The 26,110-nt window shown below is 71.7% G+C and carries 25 protein-coding genes; 8 read left to right on the forward strand and 17 right to left on the reverse strand.

The genetic code is table 11. The annotated features are described in order from the left end of the window. Positions 1 to 38: 38 nt before the first annotated feature. Positions 39 to 1,808: an arginine--tRNA ligase gene (argS, locus tag OHT61_RS14120; protein WP_329038403.1), complete on the forward strand. Its 1,770-nt coding sequence runs from the start codon at positions 39 to 41 to the stop codon at positions 1,806 to 1,808. Between the two features lie 70 nt (positions 1,809 to 1,878). Here the strand turns inward: argS and OHT61_RS14125 are convergent, their stop codons facing one another. After that, complete coding sequence (locus OHT61_RS14125) at positions 1,879 to 3,177, reverse strand: phospholipase D-like domain-containing protein (protein ID WP_329038406.1); 1,299 nt, start codon at positions 3,175 to 3,177, stop codon at positions 1,879 to 1,881. Between the two features lie 86 nt (positions 3,178 to 3,263). Beyond that, positions 3,264 to 4,730: a helix-turn-helix domain-containing protein gene (locus OHT61_RS14130; RefSeq protein WP_443049433.1), complete on the reverse strand. Its 1,467-nt coding sequence runs from the start codon at positions 4,728 to 4,730 to the stop codon at positions 3,264 to 3,266. A 339-nt stretch (positions 4,731 to 5,069) separates the two neighbouring features. Between OHT61_RS14130 and OHT61_RS14135 the strand changes: the two genes are divergently transcribed. Further along, entirely contained in the window at positions 5,070 to 5,846 is a 777-nt protein-coding gene (locus OHT61_RS14135) for a DUF4232 domain-containing protein (RefSeq protein ID WP_329038411.1), read from the forward strand. On the opposite strand, the gene OHT61_RS14140 is transcribed toward OHT61_RS14135, so the two are convergent. Continuing rightward, complete coding sequence (locus OHT61_RS14140; RefSeq protein ID WP_443049434.1) at positions 5,836 to 6,102, reverse strand: ATP-binding protein; 267 nt, start codon at positions 6,100 to 6,102, stop codon at positions 5,836 to 5,838. The two genes, OHT61_RS14135 and OHT61_RS14140, sit on opposite strands and share 11 nt — an antisense overlap. A gap of 254 nt (positions 6,103 to 6,356) precedes the next feature. Between OHT61_RS14140 and OHT61_RS14145 the strand changes: the two genes are divergently transcribed. Next, a complete protein-coding gene (locus OHT61_RS14145) occupies positions 6,357 to 6,764 on the forward strand; it encodes an SRPBCC family protein (protein ID WP_329038413.1) in 408 nt (135 codons plus the stop codon). Positions 6,765 to 6,939: 175 nt separating this feature from the next. On the opposite strand, the gene OHT61_RS14150 is transcribed toward OHT61_RS14145, so the two are convergent. After that, a complete protein-coding gene (locus OHT61_RS14150; protein ID WP_329038415.1) occupies positions 6,940 to 8,031 on the reverse strand; it encodes a winged helix DNA-binding domain-containing protein in 1,092 nt (363 codons plus the stop codon). 191 nt (positions 8,032 to 8,222) lie between these two features. Here OHT61_RS14150 and OHT61_RS14155 point away from each other — a divergent pair, with 191 nt between their 5' ends. After that, entirely contained in the window at positions 8,223 to 9,224 is a 1,002-nt protein-coding gene (locus OHT61_RS14155) for a helix-turn-helix transcriptional regulator (RefSeq protein WP_329038417.1), read from the forward strand. 27 nt (positions 9,225 to 9,251) lie between these two features. Here OHT61_RS14155 and OHT61_RS14160 read toward each other — a convergent pair whose 3' ends face one another. From OHT61_RS14160 to OHT61_RS14170, 3 genes are all read right to left on the reverse strand, one after another. Further along, entirely contained in the window at positions 9,252 to 9,896 is a 645-nt protein-coding gene (locus OHT61_RS14160; RefSeq protein ID WP_329038419.1) for a DUF5701 family protein, read from the reverse strand. Positions 9,897 to 10,130: 234 nt separating this feature from the next. Next, on the reverse strand, positions 10,131 to 11,126 hold the full coding sequence (gene hemB / locus OHT61_RS14165; RefSeq protein WP_329038421.1) for a porphobilinogen synthase: 996 nt from the start codon (positions 11,124 to 11,126) through the stop codon (positions 10,131 to 10,133). A gap of 85 nt (positions 11,127 to 11,211) precedes the next feature. Then, positions 11,212 to 11,805, reverse strand: a complete 594-nt coding sequence (locus OHT61_RS14170; protein WP_329038422.1) for a TetR/AcrR family transcriptional regulator — start codon at positions 11,803 to 11,805, stop codon at positions 11,212 to 11,214. Between the two features lie 116 nt (positions 11,806 to 11,921). Between OHT61_RS14170 and OHT61_RS14175 the strand changes: the two genes are divergently transcribed. Continuing rightward, positions 11,922 to 12,932, forward strand: a complete 1,011-nt coding sequence (locus OHT61_RS14175) for an NADP-dependent oxidoreductase (RefSeq protein WP_329038424.1) — start codon at positions 11,922 to 11,924, stop codon at positions 12,930 to 12,932. A gap of 109 nt (positions 12,933 to 13,041) precedes the next feature. Here the strand turns inward: OHT61_RS14175 and OHT61_RS14180 are convergent, their stop codons facing one another. The 5 genes from OHT61_RS14180 to OHT61_RS14200 form a co-directional block, all read right to left on the reverse strand. After that, positions 13,042 to 14,709, reverse strand: coding sequence for a bifunctional uroporphyrinogen-III C-methyltransferase/uroporphyrinogen-III synthase (locus OHT61_RS14180; protein WP_329038427.1), 1,668 nt, complete (start codon positions 14,707 to 14,709; stop codon positions 13,042 to 13,044). Beyond that, complete coding sequence (hemC, locus tag OHT61_RS14185) at positions 14,706 to 15,698, reverse strand: hydroxymethylbilane synthase (protein WP_329038428.1); 993 nt, start codon at positions 15,696 to 15,698, stop codon at positions 14,706 to 14,708. The genes OHT61_RS14180 and hemC overlap by 4 nt, the downstream gene beginning before the upstream one ends. Then, positions 15,695 to 17,179: a glutamyl-tRNA reductase gene (locus OHT61_RS14190; protein WP_329038430.1), complete on the reverse strand. Its 1,485-nt coding sequence runs from the start codon at positions 17,177 to 17,179 to the stop codon at positions 15,695 to 15,697. The genes hemC and OHT61_RS14190 overlap by 4 nt, the downstream gene beginning before the upstream one ends. Beyond that, complete coding sequence (locus OHT61_RS14195) at positions 17,176 to 17,961, reverse strand: redox-sensing transcriptional repressor Rex (protein ID WP_329038432.1); 786 nt, start codon at positions 17,959 to 17,961, stop codon at positions 17,176 to 17,178. Before OHT61_RS14195 ends, OHT61_RS14190 begins: the two co-directional genes overlap by 4 nt. Before the next feature lie 285 nt (positions 17,962 to 18,246). Further along, positions 18,247 to 18,522, reverse strand: coding sequence for a glutaredoxin family protein (locus OHT61_RS14200; RefSeq protein WP_329038433.1), 276 nt, complete (start codon positions 18,520 to 18,522; stop codon positions 18,247 to 18,249). A 157-nt stretch (positions 18,523 to 18,679) separates the two neighbouring features. Here OHT61_RS14200 and OHT61_RS14205 point away from each other — a divergent pair, with 157 nt between their 5' ends. From OHT61_RS14205 to OHT61_RS14215, 3 genes are all read left to right on the forward strand, one after another. Next, the gene (locus OHT61_RS14205; RefSeq protein ID WP_329038435.1) at positions 18,680 to 19,621 is read left to right on the forward strand and encodes an HAD family hydrolase; all 942 of its coding nucleotides are present in this window, start codon (positions 18,680 to 18,682) and stop codon (positions 19,619 to 19,621) included. 429 nt (positions 19,622 to 20,050) lie between these two features. Further along, positions 20,051 to 20,836 carry an ECF subfamily RNA polymerase sigma factor, BldN family gene (locus tag OHT61_RS14210; protein WP_329038437.1) on the forward strand — a complete coding sequence of 262 codons (786 nt, stop codon included), beginning with the start codon at positions 20,051 to 20,053 and terminating at the stop codon, positions 20,834 to 20,836. Positions 20,837 to 21,045: 209 nt separating this feature from the next. After that, positions 21,046 to 22,242: a DUF5667 domain-containing protein gene (locus tag OHT61_RS14215; protein ID WP_329038439.1), complete on the forward strand. Its 1,197-nt coding sequence runs from the start codon at positions 21,046 to 21,048 to the stop codon at positions 22,240 to 22,242. Positions 22,243 to 22,325: 83 nt separating this feature from the next. Here OHT61_RS14215 and OHT61_RS14220 read toward each other — a convergent pair whose 3' ends face one another. The 5 genes from OHT61_RS14220 to OHT61_RS14240 all read right to left on the reverse strand — a co-directional run bounded on the left by OHT61_RS14220 (position 22,326) and on the right by OHT61_RS14240 (position 26,051). Next, on the reverse strand, positions 22,326 to 23,372 hold the full coding sequence (locus OHT61_RS14220) for a lysophospholipid acyltransferase family protein (RefSeq protein ID WP_329038441.1): 1,047 nt from the start codon (positions 23,370 to 23,372) through the stop codon (positions 22,326 to 22,328). 16 nt (positions 23,373 to 23,388) lie between these two features. Continuing rightward, positions 23,389 to 24,459 carry an NAD-dependent epimerase/dehydratase family protein gene (locus tag OHT61_RS14225; protein ID WP_329038444.1) on the reverse strand — a complete coding sequence of 357 codons (1,071 nt, stop codon included), beginning with the start codon at positions 24,457 to 24,459 and terminating at the stop codon, positions 23,389 to 23,391. Positions 24,460 to 24,684: 225 nt separating this feature from the next. Then, on the reverse strand, positions 24,685 to 24,783 hold the full coding sequence (locus OHT61_RS14230) for a 30S ribosomal protein bS22 (protein ID WP_003948845.1): 99 nt from the start codon (positions 24,781 to 24,783) through the stop codon (positions 24,685 to 24,687). 111 nt (positions 24,784 to 24,894) lie between these two features. Beyond that, complete coding sequence (locus tag OHT61_RS14235; protein ID WP_014046653.1) at positions 24,895 to 25,107, reverse strand: helix-turn-helix domain-containing protein; 213 nt, start codon at positions 25,105 to 25,107, stop codon at positions 24,895 to 24,897. 128 nt (positions 25,108 to 25,235) lie between these two features. After that, complete coding sequence (locus tag OHT61_RS14240; protein WP_329038446.1) at positions 25,236 to 26,051, reverse strand: phosphatase; 816 nt, start codon at positions 26,049 to 26,051, stop codon at positions 25,236 to 25,238. Between the last annotated feature and the right edge of the window lie 59 nt (positions 26,052 to 26,110).

The following is a 26,110-nucleotide window of genomic DNA, read 5'->3' on the forward strand; positions in this document are numbered from 1 at the left end:
GGGTGATCCTTGTCCTCTACCGAAACGGCAGCCTTCTCATGGCTTCGGTCCCCTCCCTCGCTTCCACGCTCCAGCAGCAGCTGGCGGACGCCCTGACGGCAGCCCTGCCGGAGGCCGGCGCCGCGGACCCGCTGCTGCGCCGAAGCGACCGGGCCGACTTCCAGGCCAACGGGATCCTCGCGCTCGCCAAGAAGGTCAAGGGCAACCCCCGCGAGCTGGCCGACAAGGTCACGGCCTCCCTGCCGGCGGGTGAGCTGATCAAGGACATCGAGGTCTCCGGCCCCGGCTTCCTCAACATCACGCTCACCGACCGGGCGATCACCTCGACGCTCGCCGCGCGCGCCGCCGACACCGACCGCCTCGGGGTGCCGTCGAACCCCGCGGCCGGCACGACGGTCATCGACTACGCCCAGCCGAACGTGGCCAAGGAGATGCACGTCGGCCACCTGCGGTCCGCCGTCATCGGTGACGCCATGGTCCAGATCCTCGAGTTCACCGGCGAGAACGTCGTCAGGCGCCACCACATCGGCGACTGGGGCACCCAGTTCGGCATGCTCATCCAGTACCTCTTCGAGCACCCGGGCGAGCTGGAGCACGAGGGCGGCCAGGCCGACGGCGAGGCGGCGATGTCCTCGCTGAACCGCGTCTACAAGGCGTCGCGGGTCCTGTTCGACTCCGACGAGGAGTTCAAGGCCCGCTCCCGCGACCGGGTCGTGGCGCTCCAGGCCGGCGACCCCGAGACGCTGGCGCTCTGGCAGGGCTTCGTCGACGAGTCGAAGATCTACTTCTACTCCGTCTTCAACAAGCTCGACATGGAGATCGCCGACCCCGACATCGTCGGCGAGTCCGGCTACAACGACATGCTCGAGGAGACCTGCCGGATCCTGGAGGAGACCGGCGTCGCCGTCCGCTCCGAGGGCGCCCTCTGCGTGTTCTTCGACGACGTGAAGGGCCCGGACGGCAACCCGGTCCCGCTGATCGTCAAGAAGACGAACGGCGGCTACGGCTATGCGGCGACCGACCTGTCCGCGATCCGCGACCGGGTGGGCAACCTCAAGGCCGACACCCTGGTCTACGTCGTCGACGCCCGGCAGTCGCTGCACTTCAAGATGGTCTTCGAGACCGCCCGCCGCGCCGGCTGGCTGAACGAGGACGTGAAGGCGCACCAGCTGGCCTTCGGCACGGTCCTCGGCAAGGATGGCAAGCCGTTCAAGACCCGTGAGGGCACCACCGTCCGGCTGGAGGACCTGCTGGACGAGGCCGTCTCGCGGGCCACGGCGGTCGTCCGGGAGAAGGCCGGGAGCGTCGGCCTCTCCGAGGAGGAGATCGTCGAGAACGGCCGGTACGTCGGGATCGGCGCCGTGAAGTACGCCGACCTGTCGACCTCCGCCGTGCGGGACTACAAGTTCGACCTGGACCAGATGGTCTCGCTGAACGGCGACACGTCCGTCTACCTCCAGTACGCCTACGCCCGGATCCGCTCCATCATGCGCAAGAAGGGCGAGGCCGAGCCCGCCGCGCACCCGGAGCTGGAGCTGGCCCCGGCCGAGCGGACCCTGGGCCTGCACCTGGACCAGTTCGGCGAGGTCCTGTCCGAGGTTGCGGAGGGCTACGAGCCGCACAAGCTGGCCGCGTACCTCTACCAGCTGGCCTCGCACCTGACCACGTTCTACGCCCAGTGCCAGGTGCTCAGCCCGGACAACGCGCCCGAGGTCGTCGAGAACCGGCTGTTCCTCGTCGAACTCACCGCCCGCACCCTGCACCAGGGCATGAAGCTGCTCGGCATCCGGACGCCCGAGCGCCTCTGAGCCTCCGGTACCCCGTCGGCCCCGCACACTTCAGGGTGTACGGGGCCGACGGCGTATCCGCGTCGTCGTCTCACAGCCAGCGGCGGATCGGCAGGACGGCCAGTTCACGCATCCGCTGAGCCGGTGAGCGGCGCCGCCACCGGGCGCCGTCGATCAGCACGCTGTTGCCCCGGTCCTCCTCGAAGTGCTCGTCCAGGGTCGCGGTGAAGGCCGGGTCCAGCACGGCGAGCATCACCTCCTCGTCATGGTCGAGGGAGCGCCGGTTGAAGTTCGTCGACCCGATGAGCGAGGCGACGCCGTCGACCGTGAGCGCCTTCGTGTGCATCATCGTCGGCTGGTACTGGTAGATCTTCACGCCGCAGGCGGTGAGGTCCTCGTAGTGGTGCTGTCCGGCCAGCTGGCACACCCGCTTGTCGGTGTGCGGGCCGGGCAGCAGGATCTCGACGGTCACACCGCGCCGGGCGGTGGCGCACAGCAGCTCGATGAAATACGTGTCCGGCGCGAAGTACGCCGTCGTCAGGCGCACCCGCTCCTCGGCGGACTCCAGGACGACACGCAGCAGGGTCTGCATGTCCTGCCAGCCGAAGCTGGCCGAACCCCGCACCACCTGCACGATCGATCCGCCCTGGGGCTCGATCTCGACGAAGCGGTCGCGCTCGTCGAACAGTTCGGCGTGGCACTCCGACCAGTTCTGGGCGAACGCGGCGGCCAGGCCGTCCACGGCGGGTCCCCGGACCTGGACGTGGGTGTCCCGCCACTCACGCTCGTTGCGGGCGTCCCCGCACCACTCCTCGGCGATCCCCACCCCGCCCGTGAACGCCGTGCGTTCGTCGGTGATGAGGACCTTGCGGTGACAGCGGTGGTTCTGCTTCAGCGGCGAGAGGTACAACGGCTTGCGGAACCACGCCACCTCCACCCCGGCGTCCTCCATCATCGCCAGCTGGCCCTTCTCGATCAGCCGGCTCCCGAAACCGTCGAGCAGCAGCCGCACCCGCACACCCGCACGCGCGCGCTCCGACAACGCCTCCGCGAAGTCCCGCGCTATGTCGCCGCGCCAGTACACGAACGTCATCATGTCCACGGTGTGCTCAGCCCCGCGGATGGCGCCCAGCATCGCGGCGAAGATCTCGTCACCGTTGCGCAGGGGGACGACCTCGTTGCCCTCGGTGGCCGCGATCCCGATCAGACGCTCCAGCCGTCTGCGGAGCCGCTGGGTGCGCTCGGCCACCTGCCCGTCCGGTCTGCCGACCGCGTCCGGGGTGTCGTGCACGTCCGTTCTGCCGTTCGCGTCCGGGGTGTCGTGCACGTCCGATGTGCCGTTCGCGTCCGGGGTGTCGTCCAGGGACTTCTCGTCTGTGCGGAGGGACATCTCTCACCTGCTCGTCAGTGGCTGCGGGCAGGCGATGCCGCCGGCCCCTCGTGCTCCGGAACTCCTCGTACCCCGGAGAACGCCGCTCACAGCTCGGTGCGCTCCCACTGCGCGATATCGGGCCGGTAGAGGTACTGCGGCCTGGCCGCGACGCTGCTCGTGCGGAAGGGCCTGCCGTGGTCGTCGACCCTCAGCGTCCCGGTCCGGCCCCCGCTGGACCAGGCCAGCTCCAGGTACCAGCTCACGTCGTGGCCCTCCACGTGGGCGTCCAGGTGGAACACCTCCACATCGGTCGAACTCACCCGGTACGGGAAGTCCTTCGCGGGCACGACCTCGTCGCCCCGCGTGCCGGCGACCGGCTCGGTACGCGGCCGGGCGTCGTCCAGGTCGACCTCGAAGGACTGCGGCGTGATCCCGCTGCCGCAGCCGGTCCCCATCGAGTACGCCGACCGGTCGAGCGCCGGATCGCGTGTCAGGACCCGCACGTTCATCCCGGTCAGGACGACCGCGTCCCGTGAGGCCCCCTGGACGGTGAGCGCGAGCTTCATCGCTCCCCCGTCGACGCCGTCGAGCGCCCTCGCCCAGCCCCGGGTGTCCTGCGGCGCGGGCGGCGGCGGCACGTCGTCCGGCTCCCGGTCGAGCAGGTAGAACTGCCCGCACGGCTCCTCCCAGTTGTAGGAGCTGATCGTGGCGTGCACGGGGACGCCGCTGCTCTCCGCCTCCCCTTCCTTCCCGTCCGCTCCGGCTCGCGGCGGGGACGCCTTCACGGAGGGGGTTCCGGCAGCCGCGGGCGGCGACGACGGACGGCCCGGCTCCACGGAAGCACTCGCCCCCGGGCTGCCAGTCCCTCCCGGTGCGGTCACCGGAGCGCTCGGGCCCGGCTTCGCCGCCACCCCGTCGGCCGCGCCGTCCCGGGCGAACCCGTGGAGGGCGAGAGCCGCGGGCACGGTGAGCGCCACGACGGCCGTGGCGGCGAGCAGGACCCTCAGCCTTCTGCTCCGCCCCCTCCCCGGGCCGGTCCCGGCACCGGCCGCCTGGGGGGTCACGTCCTCGGCGGTGGGTTCCGTTTCGGGGTCGCCGTCCGATTCCGCTTCGGCATGTCCTTCACCGGTCCGTGGCCCGGGTTCCGCTGCGGACCCGGACGCGACGACCGGCTCCAGGCCGTCGGCCCCGGCACCGCCCCCGCCGTCGTCCCCGACGCGGCCCTCGTCGGGGACCGGCGCCTCCGGAGCAGCACTCCTCGCCGCCTCGGGCCTCCGCGCCGCACGCCGTTTGGCCTCGTCGGCCAGGATCCATCTGCGGTGCAGCGCCACCAGCTCGCCGGGGTTCGCACGGCACACCCGCGCCAGGCGCTCGACGGGCGCGTAGTCGGCGGGCACGGCGTCGCCGTTGCAGTAGCGGTGGACCGTCGAGGTGCTCATGTGCAGCTTCCGGGCGAGCGCGCCGTAGCTCAGCCCGGAGCGCTCCTTCAGCCGCCCGAGCTCCGCCGCGAAATCCTGGATCTCCGTACCCACCCCGACCGTCCCTCCCTCCGGCCCGTCCCGGAAAGGCATTCCAGGCGGGTCACGTCCATGCAGGTCAGGGCCCGTTCCGCCGTTCCGGCGTCCCGTCCTCGCCGGCAGGCGTTGCCACCGGAACACGGGCCCCCACAGGATGTGGGCACACCGCCGAACGCCACCTCGTCCGACCCGGAGACGCCGTGCGGACCCACCGTGGGATCAGCCTGACGGACATCGTCGCCACGGGGGTGCTGATCGCCTGCACGGCGATCGTCATCACCCTCCTGTGCCACCTCTGACCACTCGTCATTGTCCAGTACATCCAGCACGGTCCCGAACGCCGAAGCGGCGCGACGGGCACGACCGAACCACCGACACGGGGAGAACGACCTCATGCGCAGCCCTCGATTCCGCCACGCAGCCCGCACGACCGCCCTCGGCACGGCAGCCCTCGTGGCCGCCCTCTCGCTGACCGCCTGCCAGGGCGGTGACTCATCGGCCGCCGACTCCGCCGCACCGGCAGCGAACGCCCCCGCGGCACGCCCCGCCGCCAGCGACGGGAGCGGGTCGGACAAGGGCGCCGCAGCGTCCGGGGCCGACTCGTCCCAGGATTCCGGATCTCTGGGCGAAGGTACGTCCGGTTCCGGCTCGACCGAGGCGAAGCCCGCCTCGGACAGGCACGCGGGCAAGCACGCGGACACGCCCGCGAGCACACGGCAGGCGGGCGGAAAGGACAAGGACCCCGTCACCCGCGCGTGCGACGGCGGTAACACCGAGCTGACGCTCAAGCCCGTGACGCGCCCCCTCAACCACATGCTGCTGACCGTCACCAACACCGGCTCCACGGCGTGCAACGCCTACTACCACCCCTTCCTCCGGTTCGGCGAGGCGCAGTCCGCCCCGCAGGTCTTCGAGGAGAGCAAGCCGCAGGCCGTCGTCACCCTGAACCCGGGACAGTCCGCCTACGCCGGTGTCATGACGTCGTCCGCCGACGGGAGCGGCACGGGCGGCTACTCCACCAGGAAGCTGAGCGTGAACTTCCAGGGCCGCACGGGCGGCGGCTCCTCGGGCCCGTCCGCGAACGTGCCGCTCGGCAAGGCCGTGTACGTCGACAGCACACTGACCGTCACCTACTGGCAGAGCGACATGGGCGACGCCCTCATGTACTGACGGACCCGGAACCGGTGCACAGGACCGCGGGAGGGGCGGCGCCCGGACGGGTGTCGCCCCTCCCGCAGTCCCCCCGCGCGAACGCGCACCACACGACCTTGCCGGGGTCCCGCTCCCGCACACCCCAGCGGTCCGCCGCCGCTTCCACGATCAGCAGCCCCCGGCCCGACTCCCCGCACGGCTCCCGCTCGGCGGGCTCGCCACCTCCACTGTCGAAGCGCTCGCGGAGCAACGGGAATTGGATCGTCTCGTTCATGGGACGAGTGCCACTCTGCGCGCATGTCCCTGAGCAGCGCGCGCACCCGTACGGATTCCGCGTACGGGTCCGCCGCGCACGACGTACGTACCAGGGCGGGGAGTCCGACCGTACGCGCCCCGGGAAGCGCCGGAGCAGGAACGCGTCGGCCATGAGGACGGGGCGGAAGCGAGGGCCGGTGTGCCGGCCACGCCCCGGCCCCGTGTCCGATTCGTGCAAGACCGTCAGCGTCCCGGCTCGGTAGCGTCGCCCCCATGAACCCTTCCGCACCGGCAACCGTGCACCTCGCCGTCCGCATCGACCGCTCCGCCGACGAGGTCTACGCCTATGCGTCGGACCCGTCCCACCTGCCCGCATGGGCGTCGGGGCTGGCCGGGTCCATCGAGAAGTCCGGCGGGCAGTGGGTCGCGGACTCCCCCATGGGCCGGGTCCGGATCGCGTTCGCCCCCAGGAACGACTTCGGCGTCCTGGACCACGACGTCACACTGCCCTCGGGTGAGACCGTCCACAACCCGGTCCGGGTGATCGCCGACACCGCCGGATGCGATGTCGTCTTCACCCTGCGCCGGCGGCCGGAGACGAGCGACGAGGACTTCCGCCGCGACGCCGAGACGGTCACCTGCGACCTGGAAGCGCTCAAGCGCATCGTCGAGCGGTCCTGACGGGACCCACCGGCCCCTCCACTGCTCCCACACCACCGGGATCAACGCCTCCCACGCCGACGCAGTCACCCACGCCGACGCAGTCACCCGCCCCGACGCAGTCACCCCGCCTCATCGAACGGGCCACCCGCACCACCGGCCACCGGCCCGGAGACGGGCGGAGCGGTGGCCCGCCCTACCGGGCGATGCGCACACCGTCGGATCCACCCCCCGACAGGAACGCCGCGAGCCGCCCGCCCTCCTCGACGACCTCACCGCACTCGCTCCCGGTGAGGTCCCGCAGCGGGCTGACGGTCACCGCCCCCGCCTCCACGGTCCAGGTCGCCGATACCCGGCCGTCGACCAGCACCACCCGTGCCCCTTCGACCGACAGCCCCCGGTGCGCGTCGTCGATGATCCGGCTGCGGTCGTGGTAGCCGAGGATCGCGTTGTCGAACGCGGGCAGGAACCTCACGGGCGCGGGAGTGCCGGGGTCGGGGCGCGGCGCGTCGGGCAGGTCGAGCAGTTCACGCCCGCGCTCGTCACGGAAGCTGATCAGCTCCCCGCGGACCGCGGCCACAGCCGCCGGCAGACCCGCGAGCCCGCACCAGGCGCGAAGATCCGCGGACGCGGCGGGGCCGTACGCCGCCAGGTAGCGGCGTACCAGTAGCTCGCCCACCGGGTCGGCCCCCTGCGCGGCAGGTGCGTCGGCTTCGCGACCCAGCCATGCGGCGAGCGGGGTGTTACGGACTCCCGCCCTCACGCCCCACAGCCCTCGCGGCGGCATCTGCACCATCGGGACGAGCGCGGCGACGACCATCTCGCCCAGCGCCCTGCGCCCCGGGCCGGGCCAACGGCCGGTGAGGGCATCGGCGATCGCGGTCATCGTGCGGGGTTCGCCGTCGGCCATCAGCTCCCGCGCCGCGGTGGCCAGTTCACCCAGGTCCACCCCTTCCAGCTCACGCCGGTACGTCCCCAGCACCCGCTGGCGCAGCATCGGATCGTGCCGCGCCCGCCACACCAGGGCATCGGCCGCGGTGACGAGATGCACGGTGCGCCGCATCAGATGCGTACGCACCACGTGCCGCCCCGTCAGCAGTGCGTCCAGGGCCGCCGGGTCGAACGCGCGCACCCGGGACCACAGCCCCGTGAAGGGCTCCTGCGGCTCCTGCGCCTGCAGGCCGCACAGGTGCCCGATCGCGTCGAGCGGCGTCATCCCGGCGCGCTCCAGGAGCAGCTGCCTGGCGAGCGTCGCCCGGTTCAGCGCGCGGGCATCGAGGACGGTCATCCGGTCACCGCCGTGGGCGCGCCCGGCGGACGGCACAACGGTGCGGCGTCCGGGGTATCAGGAGGGGTGGTGGGCACGGGAGGGTTCCTTTCACCGTCGTACGGGGGCGGGGAGGGCGCGGTCGCCCTCGGGAACCACCGTCGCAGGGATGGAGGACAGGATCTGTCCTCCACTCCGGGCAGCATGGCCCCATGCCGAAGACCTCAGCCCGCCTGCTCGCGCTGCTGTCCCTGCTGCAGGCCCGGCGCGACTGGCCGGGCGCCCTGCTCGCGGAGCGCCTGGACATCAGCCCGCGCACCGTGCGCCGCGACATCGACCGCCTGCGCGAACTCGGCTACCCCGTCGCCGCCTTCAAGGGCCCGGAGGGCGGGTACCGGCTCGAAGCCGGCACCGTTCTCCCCCCGCTCCTGTTCGACGACGAGCAGGCCGTCGCACTGGCCCTCGCCCTCCAGGTCGTCACCGCGAGCGGCGCCGGGGTCGGGGAAGCCGCCGCGCGCGCCCTCGCGACCGTCCGGCAGGTCATGCCCGCCCGGCTCCGCGATCGCGTCGGCACCCTTCGGGTGACCACGGTGCGACAGCTCGCCGCCGGACAGGGCGCGCAGGCGGGCGGCGCCACTCTCATGGCGCTCGGCGGCGCCGTCCACGCCCGCGAGGAACTGCGCTTCGACTACGCCTCGCCGGACGACGCGGGACCCGACCGCCCGCCCAGGCGGGTCCAGCCCCACCACCTCGTCACCCACGCCGGACGCTGGTACCTCGTCGCCTGGGACCTCGACCGCGAGGACTGGCGCACCTTCCGCGCCGACCGGATCACCCCGCGCGTCCCCACGGGCCCCCGCTTCACGCCGCGCGAGGTCCCCGGAGGTGACGTGGCGGCCTTCGTGGCCGGCCGGTTCCGCGGCTCGGGGCCGCTCGGCGACTGGCCCTGCCGCGGCGTGGTCGTCCTGCGCACGTCCGCCGCCACCGTCCTGCCGTACGCCGACGACGCGATCGTCGAGGAACTCGGCCCGGACCGCTGCCGGGTCGTCATGGGCGCCTGGTCGTGGCCCGCGCTGGCCGCCGCCCTCGGCCGCTTCGACGCGGACGTCGAGGTCATCGGCCCGCCGCAACTGAAGGACGCCTTCGCGCACCTGGCGCGCCGCTACGCCGAGGCGGCCTCTCCCGGCCCGGCCCTCAAGGGAGCCATCGGGTGACGGCGGGGCCGGGGCAGGGGGCCGACGTCAGGAAGCGCCGCTTGCGGCGGTGCGCCCCGTGGCGGAGGCGAACCCCAGCCAGGTGTGCCGGTTGCCGGCCCAGCACCAGCCGATCTTGGGAGCGTCGCGGCGCTCCCGCCCGTCCCTCCCCGTGCCGTTGCTGATCCAGACGGCCGGAGTACGGGCGTCCAGCGCGCCGTTCGCCTTGCGCAGCCGCGAACCGATCGTCATGAAGCAGTGGTTGCGCTCCAGGACGGCGGGCTGCTGAAGCACCCACTGGATGCCCTCGGAGAGCAGCAGCGGCGACCGGCCCTCTCCGGCGAGGGCCGGCAGCGCCTCGTCCGGACTCCAGTCGGCCATGGAATCGCCCCGGTCGAGGCCGGTGACGACGTAGAACGGCGTGTCCGGCAGCTCGACGGTGTCCAGTGGCGCGAAGAGATCGACGTCGGCCATGTCGGTGACGACGAACCCGGGCCTGCCGTCACGGTCGAGGAGCGGCGCCAGGTGCGACGCCGGAACCCGGTCCGGGTGCACGGCCAGCAGGGCGCCGTCGTCCGCCCCGTCGGCGTCCGCCGCCCACGCGCGCAGCCCGGCGGCGTCGATGCCCGCCCTCTCGTGCACACCGAGCCGGATCAGCCGGTCGGCCTGGCCGGCGAGGGACGGAAGGGTCATGGGGGCGACAAGGGGTGCGGGTTCGGTCAAGGCAATCCCTCACTTCACGGATGCGGGGCAGCGGGCCCGGGGTGAACGAGGCACCCCGCCGGAACGTTCCCGGACCCGCCGCCCGCACCCCGAGCAACCCCGGCAGGCCGACCACGCCCGCCACGCGGTCCCGCGCCCGGCACACTCCCGGCGGGCTCACCACGCCCCTCTACGCGCTGTCCCACGCCCCCGCCCGTCCGGACGTCAGCGCCCGAGCTTCTGCGCGACCTCCGTGGCCCAGTACGTCAGGATCATCCGCGCACCCGCACGCCGGATACCGGTCAGGCTCTCCAGGATCGCCGCGTCCCGGTCGATCCAGCCCTTCTCCGCGGCGGCCTCGATCATGGAGTACTCGCCGCTGATCTGGTACGCCGCGACCGGCACGTCGACCGCGTCGGCGACCTTGGCGAGGACGTCCAGGTACGGTCCGGCGGGCTTGACCATGACCATGTCGGCGCCCTCCTCCAGGTCGAGCGCCAGCTCGCGCAGCGACTCGCGGAGGTTCGCGGGGTCCTGCTGGTACGTCTTGCGGTCGCCCCGCAGCGAGGAGCCCACGGCCTCGCGGAAGGGACCGTAGAAGGCCGAGGAGTACTTCGCGGTGTAGGCGAGGATCGACACGTCCTCGTGGCCCGTCTGGTCCAGCGCGTCACGGACGACACCGACCTGGCCGTCCATCATGCCGCTGGGGCCCACCACATGGGCGCCCGCGTCGGCCTGCACCTGGGCCATCTCGGCGTACCGCTCCAGCGTGGCGTCGTTGTCGACGCGGCCGTCCTCGGTCAGCACCCCGCAGTGGCCGTGGTCGGTGTACTCGTCCAGACAGAGGTCGGACATGATCACGAGGTCGTCGCCGACCTCCTGCCGCACCGCGCGCAGGGCGACCTGGAGGATGCCGTCCGGGTCCGTCCCCGCGGTGCCCCGGCCGTCCTTCTTCTCGTCCAGCGGGACGCCGAAGAGCATGATTCCGGAAACACCGGCCGTGACCGCGTCGACGGCGGCCTTCCGCAGCGTGTCCAGGGTGTGCTGCTGGACACCCGGCATGGCCGAGATGGCGACCGGGGCGTCGATGCCCTCGCGCACGAACGCGGGCAGGATCAGGTTCGCCGGGTCGAGCCGGGTCTCGGCGACCATGCGCCGCATGACGGGGGTCGTCCGCAGCCTGCGGGGCCGTGAGCCGGGGAAGTTTCCGTAATCGGTCATCCTTCGAGCCTAGACCCGCGCACATCAGCCTTTTACCGACAGCCCAGCCGGAAAAAAGCGGGCCCGGCCCGAGTGCGTGACGGTCTCAGCCACCGGCGCGGGTACGGCGCTCCCCCTCGGCGCCGCCAGGCCCCGCGCTCGTCAGGATCGCGCCCGCGACCACCCCGAAGAGCCGGTCGGCGCGTGAGGCCAACGCGGGCTGGTCGCCGAGCCAGGCCAGCATGGCCACCAGCCCGAGCAGATCGCCCCCGTCGATATCGCTCCGCGCCACGCCCTCGGCCTGGGCACGGGTGAGGAGGCGCCCACCGGCCGCGCGCAGGGTGACGCAGGAAGCGTGGAGCGCCGACTCGGGGTCCTCGATGGCGGCTGCCATGAGGACCGTCGCGCCCCGGTACTCGGTCGTCCACTCCACGCAGTCGCGCAGCCACGAGACGAGCGCGTCCCCGGACGAATCCGACGTCTCCAGTCCGGCCGCCCGTGCGGCCAGCTCTTCGAAGCTCGTGCGCAGCAGGGCCTCGAGCAGCGCCTCACGCGTAGGAAAGTGACGCAGCAGTGTCGCGAGCCCGACGTCGGCTCTGCGCGCGATGTCGCGCAAGGAGACCTCGACGCCTTGCTCGGCGATGGCGGCACCCGCGACTGCGAGCAGGTGGTCGCGGTTCTTCCTGGCATCGGCCCGCATCGGTCCGTCCCCCTTGACTATCCGGATCAGTGGTCCATATATTCGGATCAGCGATCCGTTTATGCGGACCACTGATCCGAATCAGCGTATCCCGTCACGCGAGCAGGAGAGAGACGATGTCGGCACACACGATGAGGGCGATCCGGCTCCACGAGCACGGCGGCCCCGAGGCCCTGCGTCACGAGGAGGTGCCGGTTCCCCGCCCGGGGCAGGGCGAGGTGCTCGTCCGCGTGCACGCGGTCGGCGTCAACCCGCCCGACTGGTACCTGCGCGACGGGATGTCGAACCTGCCTCCGGAGACGAGGCCGACGTTCACCCTGCCCGTGATCCCGGGGACCGACCTGTCGGGCGTCGTCGAGGCGGTCGCCGCTGACGTGGACGGCTTCTCCGTCGGTGACGAGGTCTTCGGCCTCCTCCGCTTCCCCGGCTTCGACGGCAGCACGTACGCCGAGTACGTGGCCGCGCCCGCGTCGGACCTCGCACTCAAACCGGCCGGCATCGATCACCTGCACGCGGCCGGAGCACCCATGGCCGGGCTCACCGCCTGGCAGTTCCTGATCGACCTCGGCCACGACCACCCCTCGCCCTTCCAGACGGCGAGGCACCGGCCGGTGCCGCTCCACAGCGGCGTCACGGTGCTCGTCAACGGCGCTGCGGGCGGTGTGGGGCACCTCGCCCTCCAACTGGCGAAGGAGAAGGACGCACGCGTCATCGCGGTGGCGTCGGGCGCGCACGAGTCGTTCCTGCGCGAGCTCGGCGCCGACGAGTTCATCGACTACACCAAGGAACGTCCCGAGGACCTCGTGCGCGATGTCGACCTCGTACTCGACACCGTGGGCGGCCCCCACAGCAGGCGCCTCCTGCGGACGCTCAAGCGGGGCGGCTCCCACTTCCCCGTGTTCTTCGGCGAGTTCGACGAGAAGGAGAACACGGAGCTGGGCGTCACCGTCACGGGCACCCAGGTCCGCTCGAACGGCGCGCAGCTCGCCGAACTGGGACGCCTGCTCGACGCGGGCACGGTCCGCGTCGCGATCGACAGCACGTTCGCGCTCGCCGACGCCCGAGCAGCGCACGAACGAGCCGCGCGAGGGCACATCCGGGGCAAGATCGTGCTCACGGCCGCCTAGGCGAAGGCCGTGCCCGGACCCGGCCCGTCCGCGGCCACCACCCGGGAAACGGGACGGGCCCGGCCCCTCCGGGAAGGAGGAGCCGGGCCCGTACGTCCGTCGGGAACCCTCAGGTCGTCGTCCGGCGCCGCCTCGCACCCGGACGCCGCTCGCTCGGCCGGGTCACCGGGTCGCCGGCCTCCTTGGCCGCGTCCCGGCGCTGCGCGCCGAAGTCCGCCAGCGCCTGCGCCAGCTTGTGCACCGACGGCTCGGGGGACAGCACGTCCACCCGGAGCCCGTGCTCCTCGGCGGTCTTCGCCGTGGCGGGGCCGATGCACGCGATGACGGTCACGTTGTGCGGCTTGCCCGCGATACCGACCAGGTTGCGGACGGTCGAGGACGAGGTGAAGAGCACCGCGTCGAAACCGCCGCCCTTGATCGCCTCGCGGGTGTCGGCCGGCGGCGGCGAAGCGCGGACCGTGCGGTACGCGGTGACGTCGTCGACCTCCCAGCCCAGCTCGATCAGCCCGGCCACCAGGGTCTCGGTGGCGATGTCCGCACGCGGCAGGAACACCCGGTCGATCGGGTCGAAGACCGGGTCGTACGGCGGCCAGTCCTCCAGCAGACCCGCCGCCGACTGCTCACCGGACGGCATCAGGTCCGGCTTCACACCGAAGTCGACGAGCGCGGCACCGGTCTGCTCGCCCACGGCGGCGACCTTGATCCCGGCGAAGGCACGGGCGTCCAGCCCGTACTCCTCGAACTTCTCCCGCACCGCCTTCACCGCGTTGACCGACGTGAAGGCGATCCACTCGTACCGGCCCGTGACCAGGCCCTTGACGGCCCGCTCCATCTGCTGGGGCGTACGCGGAGGCTCGACGGCGATCGTCGGGACCTCGTGCGGCACGGCACCGTAGGAGCGCAGTTGGTCGGAGAGCGAGGCCGCCTGCTCCTTCGTGCGCGGCACGAGCACCTTCCAGCCGAACAGCGGCTTGGACTCGAACCACGCGAGCTGATCACGCTGGGCGGCCGAACTGCGTTCCCCGACCACGGCTATGACCGGCAGGTGCCCGTCCGGCGACGGGAGCACCTTCGCCTGCTTCAGGACCTGGGCGATCGTCCCGAGGGTCGCCGTCCAGGTGCGCTGACGCGTCGTCGTACCTGCGATCGTGACGGTGAGCGGGGTGTCGGGCTTGCGGCCCGCCGAGACCAGCTCACCGGCGGCCGCCGCCACCGAGTCCAGCGACGCCGACACGACCGCGGTCGCGTCGCTCGCCCCGACCTCGGACCAGCAGCGGTCCGACGCGGTGCGCGCGTCGACGAAGCGCACGTCGGCGCCCTGCGCGTCCCGCAGCGGCACACCGGCGTACGCCGGCACGCCGACCGCGTTCGCGATGCCGGGCACGACCTCGAAGGGCACGCCCGCGGCAGCACAGGCGAGCATCTCCGCACCCGTGTCGCCGTCCAGGCCGGGGTCGCCCGAGACGGCGCGAACGACCCGCCTGCCGCCCTTCGCTGCCTCCATGACAAGATTGGCCGCATCCCTGAGAACGGGCACTCCGGCGGGTGTTGACGCCATGTCAACAACCGCCAGCTCAGGCGTGCTTACCCCTGCCCGCGCATGGCAGCGGACGACGTCGAGAACCTCGGGTTCGGCGACAAGGACGTCCGCGCTCGCAAGCGCCTCGACGGCGCGCAGAGTCAGCAGTCCCGGGTCGCCGGGACCGGCGCCGAGGAAGGTGACATGCCCTGAGGACAGGACAGGGAAGTCGGATACGACAGGGCCGGTGGGGCTCAAAGTGCTCGCTCCCCCATAAGACCGGCCGCACCCTTGGCGAGCATCTCGGCCGCGAGCTCGCGACCGAGGGCCGCCGCGTCGTCGTGCGACGTGGGGACGGGACCGGTGATGGACAGCTGCACCAGGGAAGTGCCGTCGGTGGAACCGACGACACCGCGCAGGCGCAGTTCGTTGACAACCTGCCCGTCGGCCAAGAGGTCGGCCAGCGCACCCACAGGTGCGGAGCATCCGGCCTCCAGGGCGTTGAGCAGGGCTCGCTCGGCGGTCACGGCGATCCGGGTGTACGGGTCGTCGAGCTCGGCGAGCGCGGCGGCGAGGTCCGCGCTGCTCGCAGCGCATTCGATCGCCAGTGCTCCCTGGCCGGGAGCGGGCAGGACGGTGTCGACCGGCAGGAAGTCGGTCACCTCGTCCGTGCGTCCGAGGCGGCTGAGCCCGGCGGCGGCGAGAACCACCGCGTCCAGCTCCCCGCTCCGTACGAAACCAATGCGCGTATCGACGTTGCCGCGGATCGCGACGGCCTCTATCTCCAGGCCGTGCGAGCGGGCGTACGCGTTGAGCTGGGCCATGCGACGCGGCGAACCGGTCCCGATGCGCGCACCGGGCGGCAGCTGCTCGAAGGTCAGCCCGTCCCGCGCCACCAGGGCGTCGCGCGGATCCTCGCGCGGCGGCACGGCGGCCAGGAGGAGGCCCTCGGGCTGCGTGGTCGGCAGGTCCTTGAGCGAGTGCACGGCGAAGTCGACCTCGCCGCGCAGCAGCGCCTCGCGCAGGGCCGCGACGAACACGCCGGTCCCGCCGATCTGCGCCAGCTGCTCCCGGGAGACGTCTCCGTACGTGGTGATCTCGACGAGCTCGACGGGACGCCCGGTCACCTCACGGACGGCGTCGGCGACCAAGCCGGACTGCGCCATGGCGAGCTTGCTGCGCCGGGTGCCTAGCCGGAGCGGTGTGCTGGTGTCGGTCTCCCCGCCCAGGGGTGGGTTGTCGGTCATGACCGCCCTCTATTCGGGTCGTTCAGGTCTGCCCGGGAGACGGCGGCCACCGTCTGCGGGTCGAGGTCGAAGAGTTCACGCAGCGCATCGGCGTACCCGGCACCGCCGGGCTCGCTGGCGAGCTGCTTGACCCGCACGGTGGGCGCGTGCAGGAGCTTGTCGACGACGCGGCGCACGGTCTGGGTGATCTCGGCGCGCTGCTTCTCGTCCAGGTCGGGGAGGCGTCCGTCGAGCCGCGCGATCTCGCCGGCCACCACATCGGCGGCCATGGTGCGCAGGGCGACGACGGTCGGTGTGATGTGGGCGGCGCGCTGGGCGGCCCCGAAGGCGGCGACCTCGTCGGCGACGATGGTGCGCACCTGGTCCACATCGGCGGCCATCGGGGCGTCCGCGGACGCCTCGGCGAGCGACTCGATGTCGACGAGGCGCACACCGGCGACGCGGTGGGCGGCGCCGTCGATGTCACGCGGCATCGCGAGGTCCAGCAGGTGGAGCCGCACGGGACCGTCCACGGGCAGGCGCACCGGCATCCGGCGCACGGCCCGGTCCTGCGCGGCGGAGCCGTTCTCCACCCAGGCCGCGTGCTGGTCCAGCTCGTCCGGCGCGGGTGCGACGGGTGCCTTCGGCGGCTGCGCCGCCGAGTCGAAGTCGACGCCGAGCGCACCGGCGACGGCCTCGGCGGTCAGCACGAGGCCCGTGGAGCCGGTACAGGAGACGACGACGTCCGCACGTGTCAACTCGTCCGCGACCCCCGCCATCTCGACGGCCCGCGCGGTCGGCACACCGGCCTGGGCGAGGATCTCGACGAGCCGGTCCGCGCGAGCACGGGTCCGGTTGGCGACGACGATCTCCTCGACGCCGGCGCGGGCCAGGGTGGCCGCGGCGAGCGAGGACATCGACCCGGCGCCGATCACCAGGGCCTTCTTGCCGGCCGCCCACGCGCTGACGTCGGCGCCGTCGGCCAGCTGCTCGAGACCGAAGGTGACGAGCGACTGCCCGGCCCGGTCGATCCCGGTCTCGCTGTGCGCGCGCTTGCCGACGCGCAGGGCCTGCTGGAAGAGGTCGTTCAGCAGCCGCCCGGCGGTGTGGAGCTCCTGCCCCAGCGCCAGCGCGTCCTTGATCTGCCCGAGGATCTGGCCCTCGCCGACGACCATCGAGTCCAGCCCGCACGCCACCGAGAAGAGGTGGTGGACGGCGCGGTCCTCGTAGTGCACGTAGAGATAGGGGGTGAGCTCGTCCAGCCCGACGCCGCTGTGCTGCGCGAGCAGGGTGGACAGCTCGGCCACACCTGCGTGGAACTTGTCCACGTCGGCGTACAGCTCGATGCGGTTGCAGGTGGCCAGCACGGCCGCCTCGGTGGCGGGCTCCGCGGCGAGCGTGTCCTGCAGCAGCTTCGTCTGCGCCTCGGCCGCCAGCGAGGCCCGCTCCAGTACGGAGACGGGGGCGCTGCGGTGGCTCAGCCCGACGACCAGGAGACTCATGCCGGCATCACGGCGGGCATGTCCCCGTCGGGTCCCTTCCGGCCGGTGGGGGTGGCGCGCATCGGCGGCGCCTCCTCGTCGGAGTCGCCTCCCGTGCCCCTGCCCTCGGCGGCGGCGTCCTCGCCGGCCTTGCGCTGCTCGTGGAAGGCGAGGATCTGCAGCTCGATCGAGAGGTCGACCTTGCGCACGTCGACGCCGTCCGGCACGGAGAGCACCGTCGGGGCGAAGTTCAGGATGGACGTCACACCGGCGGCGACCAGCCGGTCGCAGACCTGCTGGGCGGCACCGGGCGGGGTGGTGATGACACCGATGGACACACCGTTGTCGCTGATGATCCGGTCCAGGTCGTCGGTGTGCTGGACGGCGATCCCGGCCACGGGGGTACCCGCCATGGCGGGGTCGGCGTCGATCAGGGCGGCCACGCGGAACCCGCGGGAGGCGAACCCTCCGTAGTTGGCGAGCGCGGCCCCGAGATTGCCGATGCCGACGATCGCGACCGGCCAGTCCTGGGTGAGCCCCAGCTCGCGGGAGATCTGGTAGACGAGGTACTCGACGTCGTAGCCGACGCCGCGTGTGCCGTACGAACCCAGGTAGCTGAAGTCCTTGCGCAGCTTCGCGGAATTGACCCCCGCCGCCGCGGCGAGCTCCTCGGAGGAGACCGTCGGGACCGAGCGCTCGGAGAGCGCGGTCAGTGCGCGGAGATACAGCGGAAGCCGGGCGACGGTGGCCTCGGGAATTCCTCGGCTACGGGTCGCCGGTCGGTGAGTTCGGCCAGTTGCCACGGTGCTCCTGCGGGATGAGCGGGGCTGCAGGCGGCCGTATGTCCTATGACCGCCCCGTCGACAGCAGGCTATGTCTTTGTGAACGCGTGCACAAAGATAGTGTCCGTTTTGTCCGGTCAAAGTGACCGGGGTCACGCATATTCCCTGCGCGCTCCCGGAACCGGGGACGACATCCGTCCGTTGCAGGCCCGAAGGGGGCAAGACGGTACACACTCCTCATGTCCACGCCCCCGAGACCACTCAAAACGCCCATGATGTTAGCCGGATTCCACCGGTCGTTCCCCCTTACGCACCCAGAGCCGTGCGCAGCCTCGCCGCGTCGACCCGCCAGAAGGTGTGCTGCTCGCCGTCGATCAGCACCACCGGAATCTGCTCCCAGTACTCCCTGTGCAACGCCTCGTCCCGGGTGATGTCCTTCTCCACCCAGGTCGCGCCGGTCTCCTCGCAGACGGCGCTCACCACCAGCCGCGCGTCATCGCACAGGTGACAGCCGGGCTTCCCCACCAGGGTCACCACCCGGTCCGCGGGCTTCTTCCTCGCACGACGCAGCAGAGCACTCATACCCTTATTCTGCGCCTCCGCGGGCCGGACCCCGCACCCCCGCGGGGCGGCCGCGCCGACCGCCGAATCACCCGTTTAACGCCGCGGTCCCGGAGAGTTCACGACGCCGCATCCCGCCGGGTCGGGAACGGACGGACAGAATGGTTATGCTCACGACATGGCCGCACTTGGATGGCTCACCCCCCGCAGGCGCCCCGCCACGGCACGCAGCGTGCTCGCAGGCGAGGCAGCAGCCGAGGCAGCACGGAAGTCGGCGCTCACCGCCGGCGCGGGGGAGCCCCTCGCCCCCTCCGACGAGGACCGCGAGCCGCCGTTCCCGGTGGCGGGCGACGACCGGGCCGCCGCCTTCTTCGACCTCGACAACACCGTGATGCAGGGCGCCGCGATCTTCCACTTCGGCCGCGGACTGTACAAGCGGAAGTTCTTCGAGCGCCGCGAACTCACCCGCTTCGCCTGGCAGCAGGCCTGGTTCAGGCTCGCCGGTGTCGAGGACCCCGAGCACATGCAGGACGCCCGCGACAGCGCCCTGTCCATCGTCAAGGGACACCGCGTCTCCGAGCTGATGTCCATCGGCGAGGAGATCTACGACGAATACATGGCCGACCGCATCTGGCCGGGGACCCGCGCCCTCGCGCAGGCCCACCTCGACGCCGGACAGAAGGTCTGGCTCGTCACGGCGGCCCCCGTGGAGACCGCCACGATCATCGCCCGCCGCCTGGGCCTGACGGGCGCACTGGGCACGGTCGCCGAATCGGTGGACGGCGTCTACACGGGCCGGCTCGTCGGAGAGCCCCTGCACGGCCCGGCGAAGGCCGAGGCGGTGCGCGCCCTCGCGTCGGCGGAAGGCCTCGACCTGGAACGCTGCGCCGCGTACAGCGACTCGCACAACGACATCCCCATGCTGTCGCTGGTCGGCCACCCGTACGCGATCAACCCCGACACCAAGCTCCGCAAGCACGCCCGCGCCCTCGACTGGCGGCTGCGGGACTACCGCACGGGCCGCAAGGCGGCCAAGGTCGGGATTCCCGCCGCGGCCGGCGTCGGCGCCCTCGCCGGCGGCACCGCCGCCGCGGTGGCGCTCCACCGCCGCCGCCGCTGACCCCGGCCCCGCCGCTCACGGCCGCCCGTTCACACCGGACCGGCTCCCCGTACGCCCCCGGACCTCCCGTCCGGGGGCGTACGGCGTCTCCGCGCGGCGGCACGCCCGGATGCGTACGGCCAATCGGGAGCGGGGCAGCGGGCACCGGCACCCATCGCCCCGGCCAGTCGCGTTGCGTTCCGACGACCACAACCCGTCGCCTCCACATGCACTTCGCGAAGGAATTCGATCAATAAACGGTCACCATGCGCTACTCAAACCGTCACTTAGAGGTTACGGAAGCGACGTAACCGATGATTTGAGCAACTGGGTGTAGCACGGCCTGTACGAAGCGTTATTCTCCTCAGACGCACAAGGAGCCCGCCGCCCGCTACGACGAGTGACGGTTTTCGAACTGCACGTGATGGAAGCTCTGCCTCTGGGAGTCCCGTGTACCCACACGTCGGGGTTGACACCTCGGGCCTGGCTACGCTCCGCGCAACGGTCCTCGACCACTTGCGCGGCTTCGTCCCCACCGCGTACGCCGTCCCCCAATTTGCCACCCCTGCACCTGCCGGTCCCTGCTATGCCCTGGCCGAACGCAGCGCGGCGGTCGGAAGACGCAGCAACCGCGGCACCACGGCCGCCGCGTCGTCGGCTCCCGTGCGCCGTCCGACGGCCGACAGCGACAGCGCGCGCATGATGGATCTCGTCGAGCGCGCGCAGGCCGGCGAGGCCGACGCCTTCGGCCGCCTGTACGACCAGTACAGCGACACCGTGTACCGGTACATCTACTACCGCGTGGGAGGCAAGGCGACGGCGGAGGACCTCACCAGCGAGACGTTCCTGCGTGCGCTCCGCCGCATCTCCACCTTCACCTGGCAGGGCCGCGACTTCGGCGCCTGGCTGGTCACGATCGCCAGGAACCTGGTCGCCGACCACTTCAAATCCAGTCGTTTCCGACTGGAAGTGACCACCGGCGAAATGCTCGACGCCAACGAGGTCGCGCGGAGCCCGGAGGACTCCGTCCTGGAGTCCCTCTCGAACGCCGCGCTGCTGCAGGCCGTACGCCGGCTCAACCCGCAGCAGCAGGAGTGCGTCACGCTGAGATTCCTGCAGGGCCTCTCGGTCGCCGAGACCGCCCGGGTCATGGGGAAGAACGAGGGCGCGATCAAAACCCTGCAGTACCGGGCGGTGCGCACACTCGCACGACTCCTGCCGGACGACGCCCGCTGACGTCACCATGCGTGACGTGTTCGTGACACACCGATCGGATCATCTTTCGTCCGTAACCCAACTGCCGCGCCACTCGTTGTGCCGGATGCAGGCCCCCTGTCGCCGCACCAGACCGTTTCCACCCGCTCGATCGTGTGGAAACGTCTCCGGTGGGCAACCTTCCGGACCCTCAGGGGAGTCGACCGTCATGACGAGAGGAGGTGCCGCCAGTGATCGCAAACGTTTCGGCACACCGGCGGGCGAACGCCTTCGCCCAGGCCCTGGAGGACCAGTCCCCCCAGGGTGCGGCGGCCGTACAGCCCGAGGACCCGGCCCAACCGGCCGACCACGGACAGCTGTTGGCCCTGGCGAACGGCCTCGGTGCACTACCGGCGCCGGAATTCGATCCCGAGGTCAAAGTGGTGCAGCGGGCCCAGCTCGTCGCCGCCATGGAGACCATGTTCGCCGAAGGCGGTGCGTCCACGGGCCCTACGGTGCCCGAACAGCGGAGCAAGGGCGCCCACCGGGCGTCCCCGATCCGAAAGCTCCGGCCCCGCTCCCGCTGGGCGAAGGGCCTCACCGCGGGCGGGCTCACGGTCGGTGTCGCGGCGGGGGCGTTCGGCGGAGTCGCCGCTGCCAGTTCCGACGCACTGCCCGGTGATTCGCTCTACCCGCTCAAGCGCGGCATGGAAGACCTCAGCCTCGGCATGGCCGACACCGACGCCGACCGTGGCGAGGTCTACCTCGACCAGGCGTCGACCAGGCTCGGCGAGGCCCGTCGCCTGATGGAGCGCGGCCGCGCGGGCGACCTGGACCACGAATCGATCGGCGAGGTCAGACGCGCGCTCGACGGCATGACGCACGACGCCACCGAGGGCCACCGTCTGCTCCACTCCGCGTACCAGCGCGACGGCTCCATCGGCCCCATCCAGGCCCTGGACACCTTCTCCCGCTCGCACCGCGCGAGCTGGAGCAGCCTGCGCGACCGCCTGCCCGTCCAGCTGAACGACGTCGGGGACAGGGTCAGCTCCGTCTTCGACGCCATGGACGAAGAGGTCGCCCCGCTGAAGTCGCTGCTGCCCCGCACACCGGACACCGACCGGCACGCACCGCCCTCCTCCTCCCGGGAGAAGGAGGGTTCCACAGCACCCGACCGCAGGGCGCCCGCGAGCTCCGCAGCCCCGGACGACAGCGCCTCCACGAGCAGCTCGCCGAAGCCCTCCGGCTCCGGCAGCAGCTCCGCCGAGGGCCTGCTCGACGGGGGCACGGACGGCCTGCTCGACGACCTCCCGACGGACGCCGGCACCACCCCGTCGTCCCCGGGCGGCACCTCCGGCTCCTCCCCCGCACCCGACGTCACCCTGCCGCCGCTGCTCCCCGGGCTGCTGCCCGGCCTGGGCATCGAAGGCGAGGACATCGAGCCGTAGGGATCCACCCGTGCGTGAGGGGCCGTCCGGACCGGGCGGCCCCTCACGCCGTGCACGGACCGGGCGGCGTGAAGGAGGCGGCGTCAGAAGAAGACGGAGCGCCGCTGCACCAGCAGCTTGTACAGCGTGTGCTGGATCTGCTCCCGCACCTGGTCGGTCAGGTTGAACATCAGCATCGGGTCCTCGGCGGCCTCGGGCGGGTACCCGTCCGTGGGGATCGGCTCGCCGAACTGGATCGTCCACTTCGTCGGCAGCGGCATCATCCCGAGCGGCCCGAGCCACGGGAACGTCGGCGTGATCGGGAAGTACGGGATTCCCAGCACACGGGCCAGCGTCTTGGAGTTCCCGATCATCGGGTAGATCTCCTCCGCGCCCACGATCGAGCACGGCACGATCGGCACACCGGCGCGCAGCGCCGTCGAGACGAAACCGCCGCGCCCGAAGCGCTGCAGTTTGTAGCGCTCGCCGAACGGCTTGCCGATGCCCTTGAAACCCTCGGGCATCACCCCGACGACCTCGCCCCGCTGGAGCAGCCGCTCGGCGTCCTCGGCGCACGCCAGCGTGTGCCCGGCCTTCCTGGCCAGCTCGTTGACGACCGGGAGCATGAACACGAGGTCCGCGGCGAGCAGCCGCAGATGACGCCCCGCGGGGTGGTTGTCGTGCACCGCGACCTGGAGCATCAGCCCGTCGAGGGGGAGGGTTCCGGAGTGGTTGGCCACGATGAGCGCCCCGCCGTCGGACGGGATGTTCTCGATGCCCTTCACCTCGACCCGGAAGTACTTGTCCGCCAGCGGGCGCAGCACCGACATGAGGACCTGGTCGGTCAGCTCCTCGTCGTAGCCGAACTCGTCGACGTCGTAGTCACCCGTGAGCCGGCGCCGCAGAAACGCCAGTCCCCCCGCGACCCGCCGGTCCCAGCCGCCCCCAGGAGCCTCTCTGCCGCCCCCGGGGGCCGCACCGGCGGCCTCGGCGGCCCCCTCGGGCACCTGACCGCCCGGAAGCGCGCTCACGGGCGCGGGAACGGCCGTCGCGGGTGGCTGCACCCGGCCGCCGGGCACCACACCCCTGCGCCGCCCCGCACCGGAGCGCGATCGGTCGTCGTCGAACGGAATGACCTTGGCGTCCGCCATCGTCGGTCGCGCTCCTCTACCTGGCGCCGTGAGTCGAATGTGTCGTACCGGCCTGCCCGCCGGCGAGCGGCAGTCCCGCCAGTCTGCCGACCGCCCTGCCCACCCGGTCGGGCGGCAGCAGCCCCGGCCCCCTGCTCCGCGCGAACTCCGCGAACGTCTCGGCGGTGGTGAACTTCGGGCGGAAACCCAGCGTCTCGCGCATCTGCACCGTGGAGACGACCCTGCCGTGGGTGAGCAGACGGATCTGCTCCGGGGAGAAGTCGGTCATGCCGATCGTCCGCAGCGCCGACCCCACCCAGGTGACCGCCGGCAGCAGCAGCGGCACGGTGGGCCGCCCCAGCCGCCGGGAACACTGCGAGAGCAGCAGCACCCCGTCGCCGGCGATGTTGAAGGTGCCGCTGTTCAGCGTCCCGCGCCGGGGTTCACGGGACGCGATCTCCAGTACGTCGACGACGTCGTCCTCATGGACGAACTGGAGCCGCGGGTCGTACCCGAAGACCGTCGGCAGGACCGGCAGCGTCAGATAGTCGGCGAGCGGCGAATCCGGCTCGGGTCCCAGGATGTTGGCGAACCTCAGCACGCACACCGCCACGTCGGGCCTGCGCCGCGCGAAACCGCGCACGTACCCCTCGACCTCCACCGCGTCCTTGGCGAACCCGCCGCTGGGCAGGGACTTGGGCGGGGTCGTCTCGGTGAAGACCGCGGGGTCACGGGGCGCGGAGCCGTACACGTTCGTACTGGACTTCACGACGAGCCGCTGGACGGTCGGGGACTTCTGGCAGGCGCCGAGCAGCTGCATCGTGCCGATGACGTTGGTCTCCTTGACCGTCGTCCGGCCCGCCGCGCCGGGCGCCTTCGCGGACACGTCCAGATGGACGACCGTGTCGACGGAGTGCTCGGCGAGGACCCTCGCGATCGCGGACTGTCTGATGTCCGCGGAGACGAATTCGGCGTCACCCAACTGGTGCGCGGGGGCGACCGCGTCCACCGCGATGACCCGGTCCACACCGGGATCACGCTGTATCCGCCGCACGAAACGGCCCCCGAGCTGCCGGGCCGCACCTGTGACGAGCACGATCTTTCCCAAGATCAGCGCCTTCCGTCGTTCGATCACCGAGCGGGGTTGTCCCCTGGCCGTCACCGTAGTCGGTGGACGTTGCCCTGTGACGACCCCAGGCTGGCTTTACCGAAGCGATGACCGGAATACCACCGGAACCGCACAACACCGCCGCCCCGGACACGGCCCCGGAACGCGCCGAGGCCCTCCCGCCGGAACGGCGGGAGGGCCTCGAAACTCACGAACTGCGTTCGCCTACTTCTTGTTGCGACGCTGAACGCGCGTGCGCTTGAGCAGCTTGCGGTGCTTCTTCTTGGCCATCCGCTTACGCCGCTTCTTGATAACAGAGCCCACGACTACCCTCGCTCACTTCTTCTTCACTGGTGCGGGGCGTCTGGGCCCACACGACCTACGTCGGCCTAGCCTACCCGCCACTGAACGAGGGGCGTAATCCGAGGGCGACGGTCAGGCCGACTCCACCCCCACGAAGGACTCGCGGAGATACTCGTGAACCGCTTGCTCCGGGACCCGGAAGGACCTTCCCACCCTGATCGCGGGCAGATGACCACTGTGCACCAAGCGGTACACGGTCATCTTCGACACCCTCATGACCGAGGCGACTTCCGCCACGGTCAGAAACTTGACCTCGTTGAGAGGCCTCTCGCTGCCAGCAGCCATGACCCACCTGTACCTTCCGCACGAGACGCGCACCGGCTTCCCCTCCGGTGACTCTTCGTCGTTGTGCGCTCACTCCCCAGATTAGGGGCGGGTGATGCGAGTGGGGAAGAGGTGAGACGATCGGCCGCCTACTGGGACAGACAGGCCCTATTGAGCACATACCGCGCGAGAGGCCGGTAGTAGTCCGGACGCACGGCGTCATCAAGCGGAACGGCGACGGACACCCGCCCCTCCGCCTCGCCCACGAACAGCGCCGGATCGTCCGTGTCGGCCAGACCGATGGCCTCGATACCCAGCTGACCTGCACCGCAGACCCACCCGTGATCCCCGACCACGAGCTCCGGCAGCACCCCACCGGACCCCACCGCATCCTCCAGGACCGCCCGAACCGGCAGCGGGGAATGGGTGTGTGCGCCGGTCGCACTCCCTGGGACCCGCACGCCCGGTTCGCGCACCAGCGCGACGCCCCGTACGTAGTCGAGGTGGTACGTGCGTACGCCGAACCTGGTCGTTATGTCGACACATCGGCCCTGCGCGGGGGTGAGGACCATGCACCCCGCCGCCGACATGGCGTCTGCCAGCCCGGCGTAGAACCCGAGCAGCCGATGGGGGTGTCCCGTGCCGAACAGCACGGGTGCCCGCCGCTCCGCCGCACCCGACAGTCGCGCCGCGAACGCGTCCAGCGCGGCCAGCGTCCGCTCCGGATCGATCACGTCAGGACCCGACACGTGCCCGGGATCACCCGAGACCCCGCACTTCGCGGCCATCAGCCCCAGCAGGTCGCGCTCCCCCCAGGACCGGTCGGGATCGAGCCCGAGCAGAACCCGGGGATCCCGCGCCGCGAAAAGCCGGTAACTCCGCAGGCTGGTCTCCCGCGGCGTCGCCACGGGCCCGGCGAGCCGGGCCGCCAGCAGATGAGCGCGTAACGCTCCGGTGCTCAACACCCTTCCGATGCTGCCGCACCCACGGCGTCCCCGGGCCGGAACCCCGATCGTGCCCCACA

The organism is Streptomyces sp. NBC_00178, from assembly GCF_036206005.1.
In the GTDB taxonomy this organism is placed as follows: Bacteria; Actinomycetota; Actinomycetes; order Streptomycetales; family Streptomycetaceae; genus Streptomyces.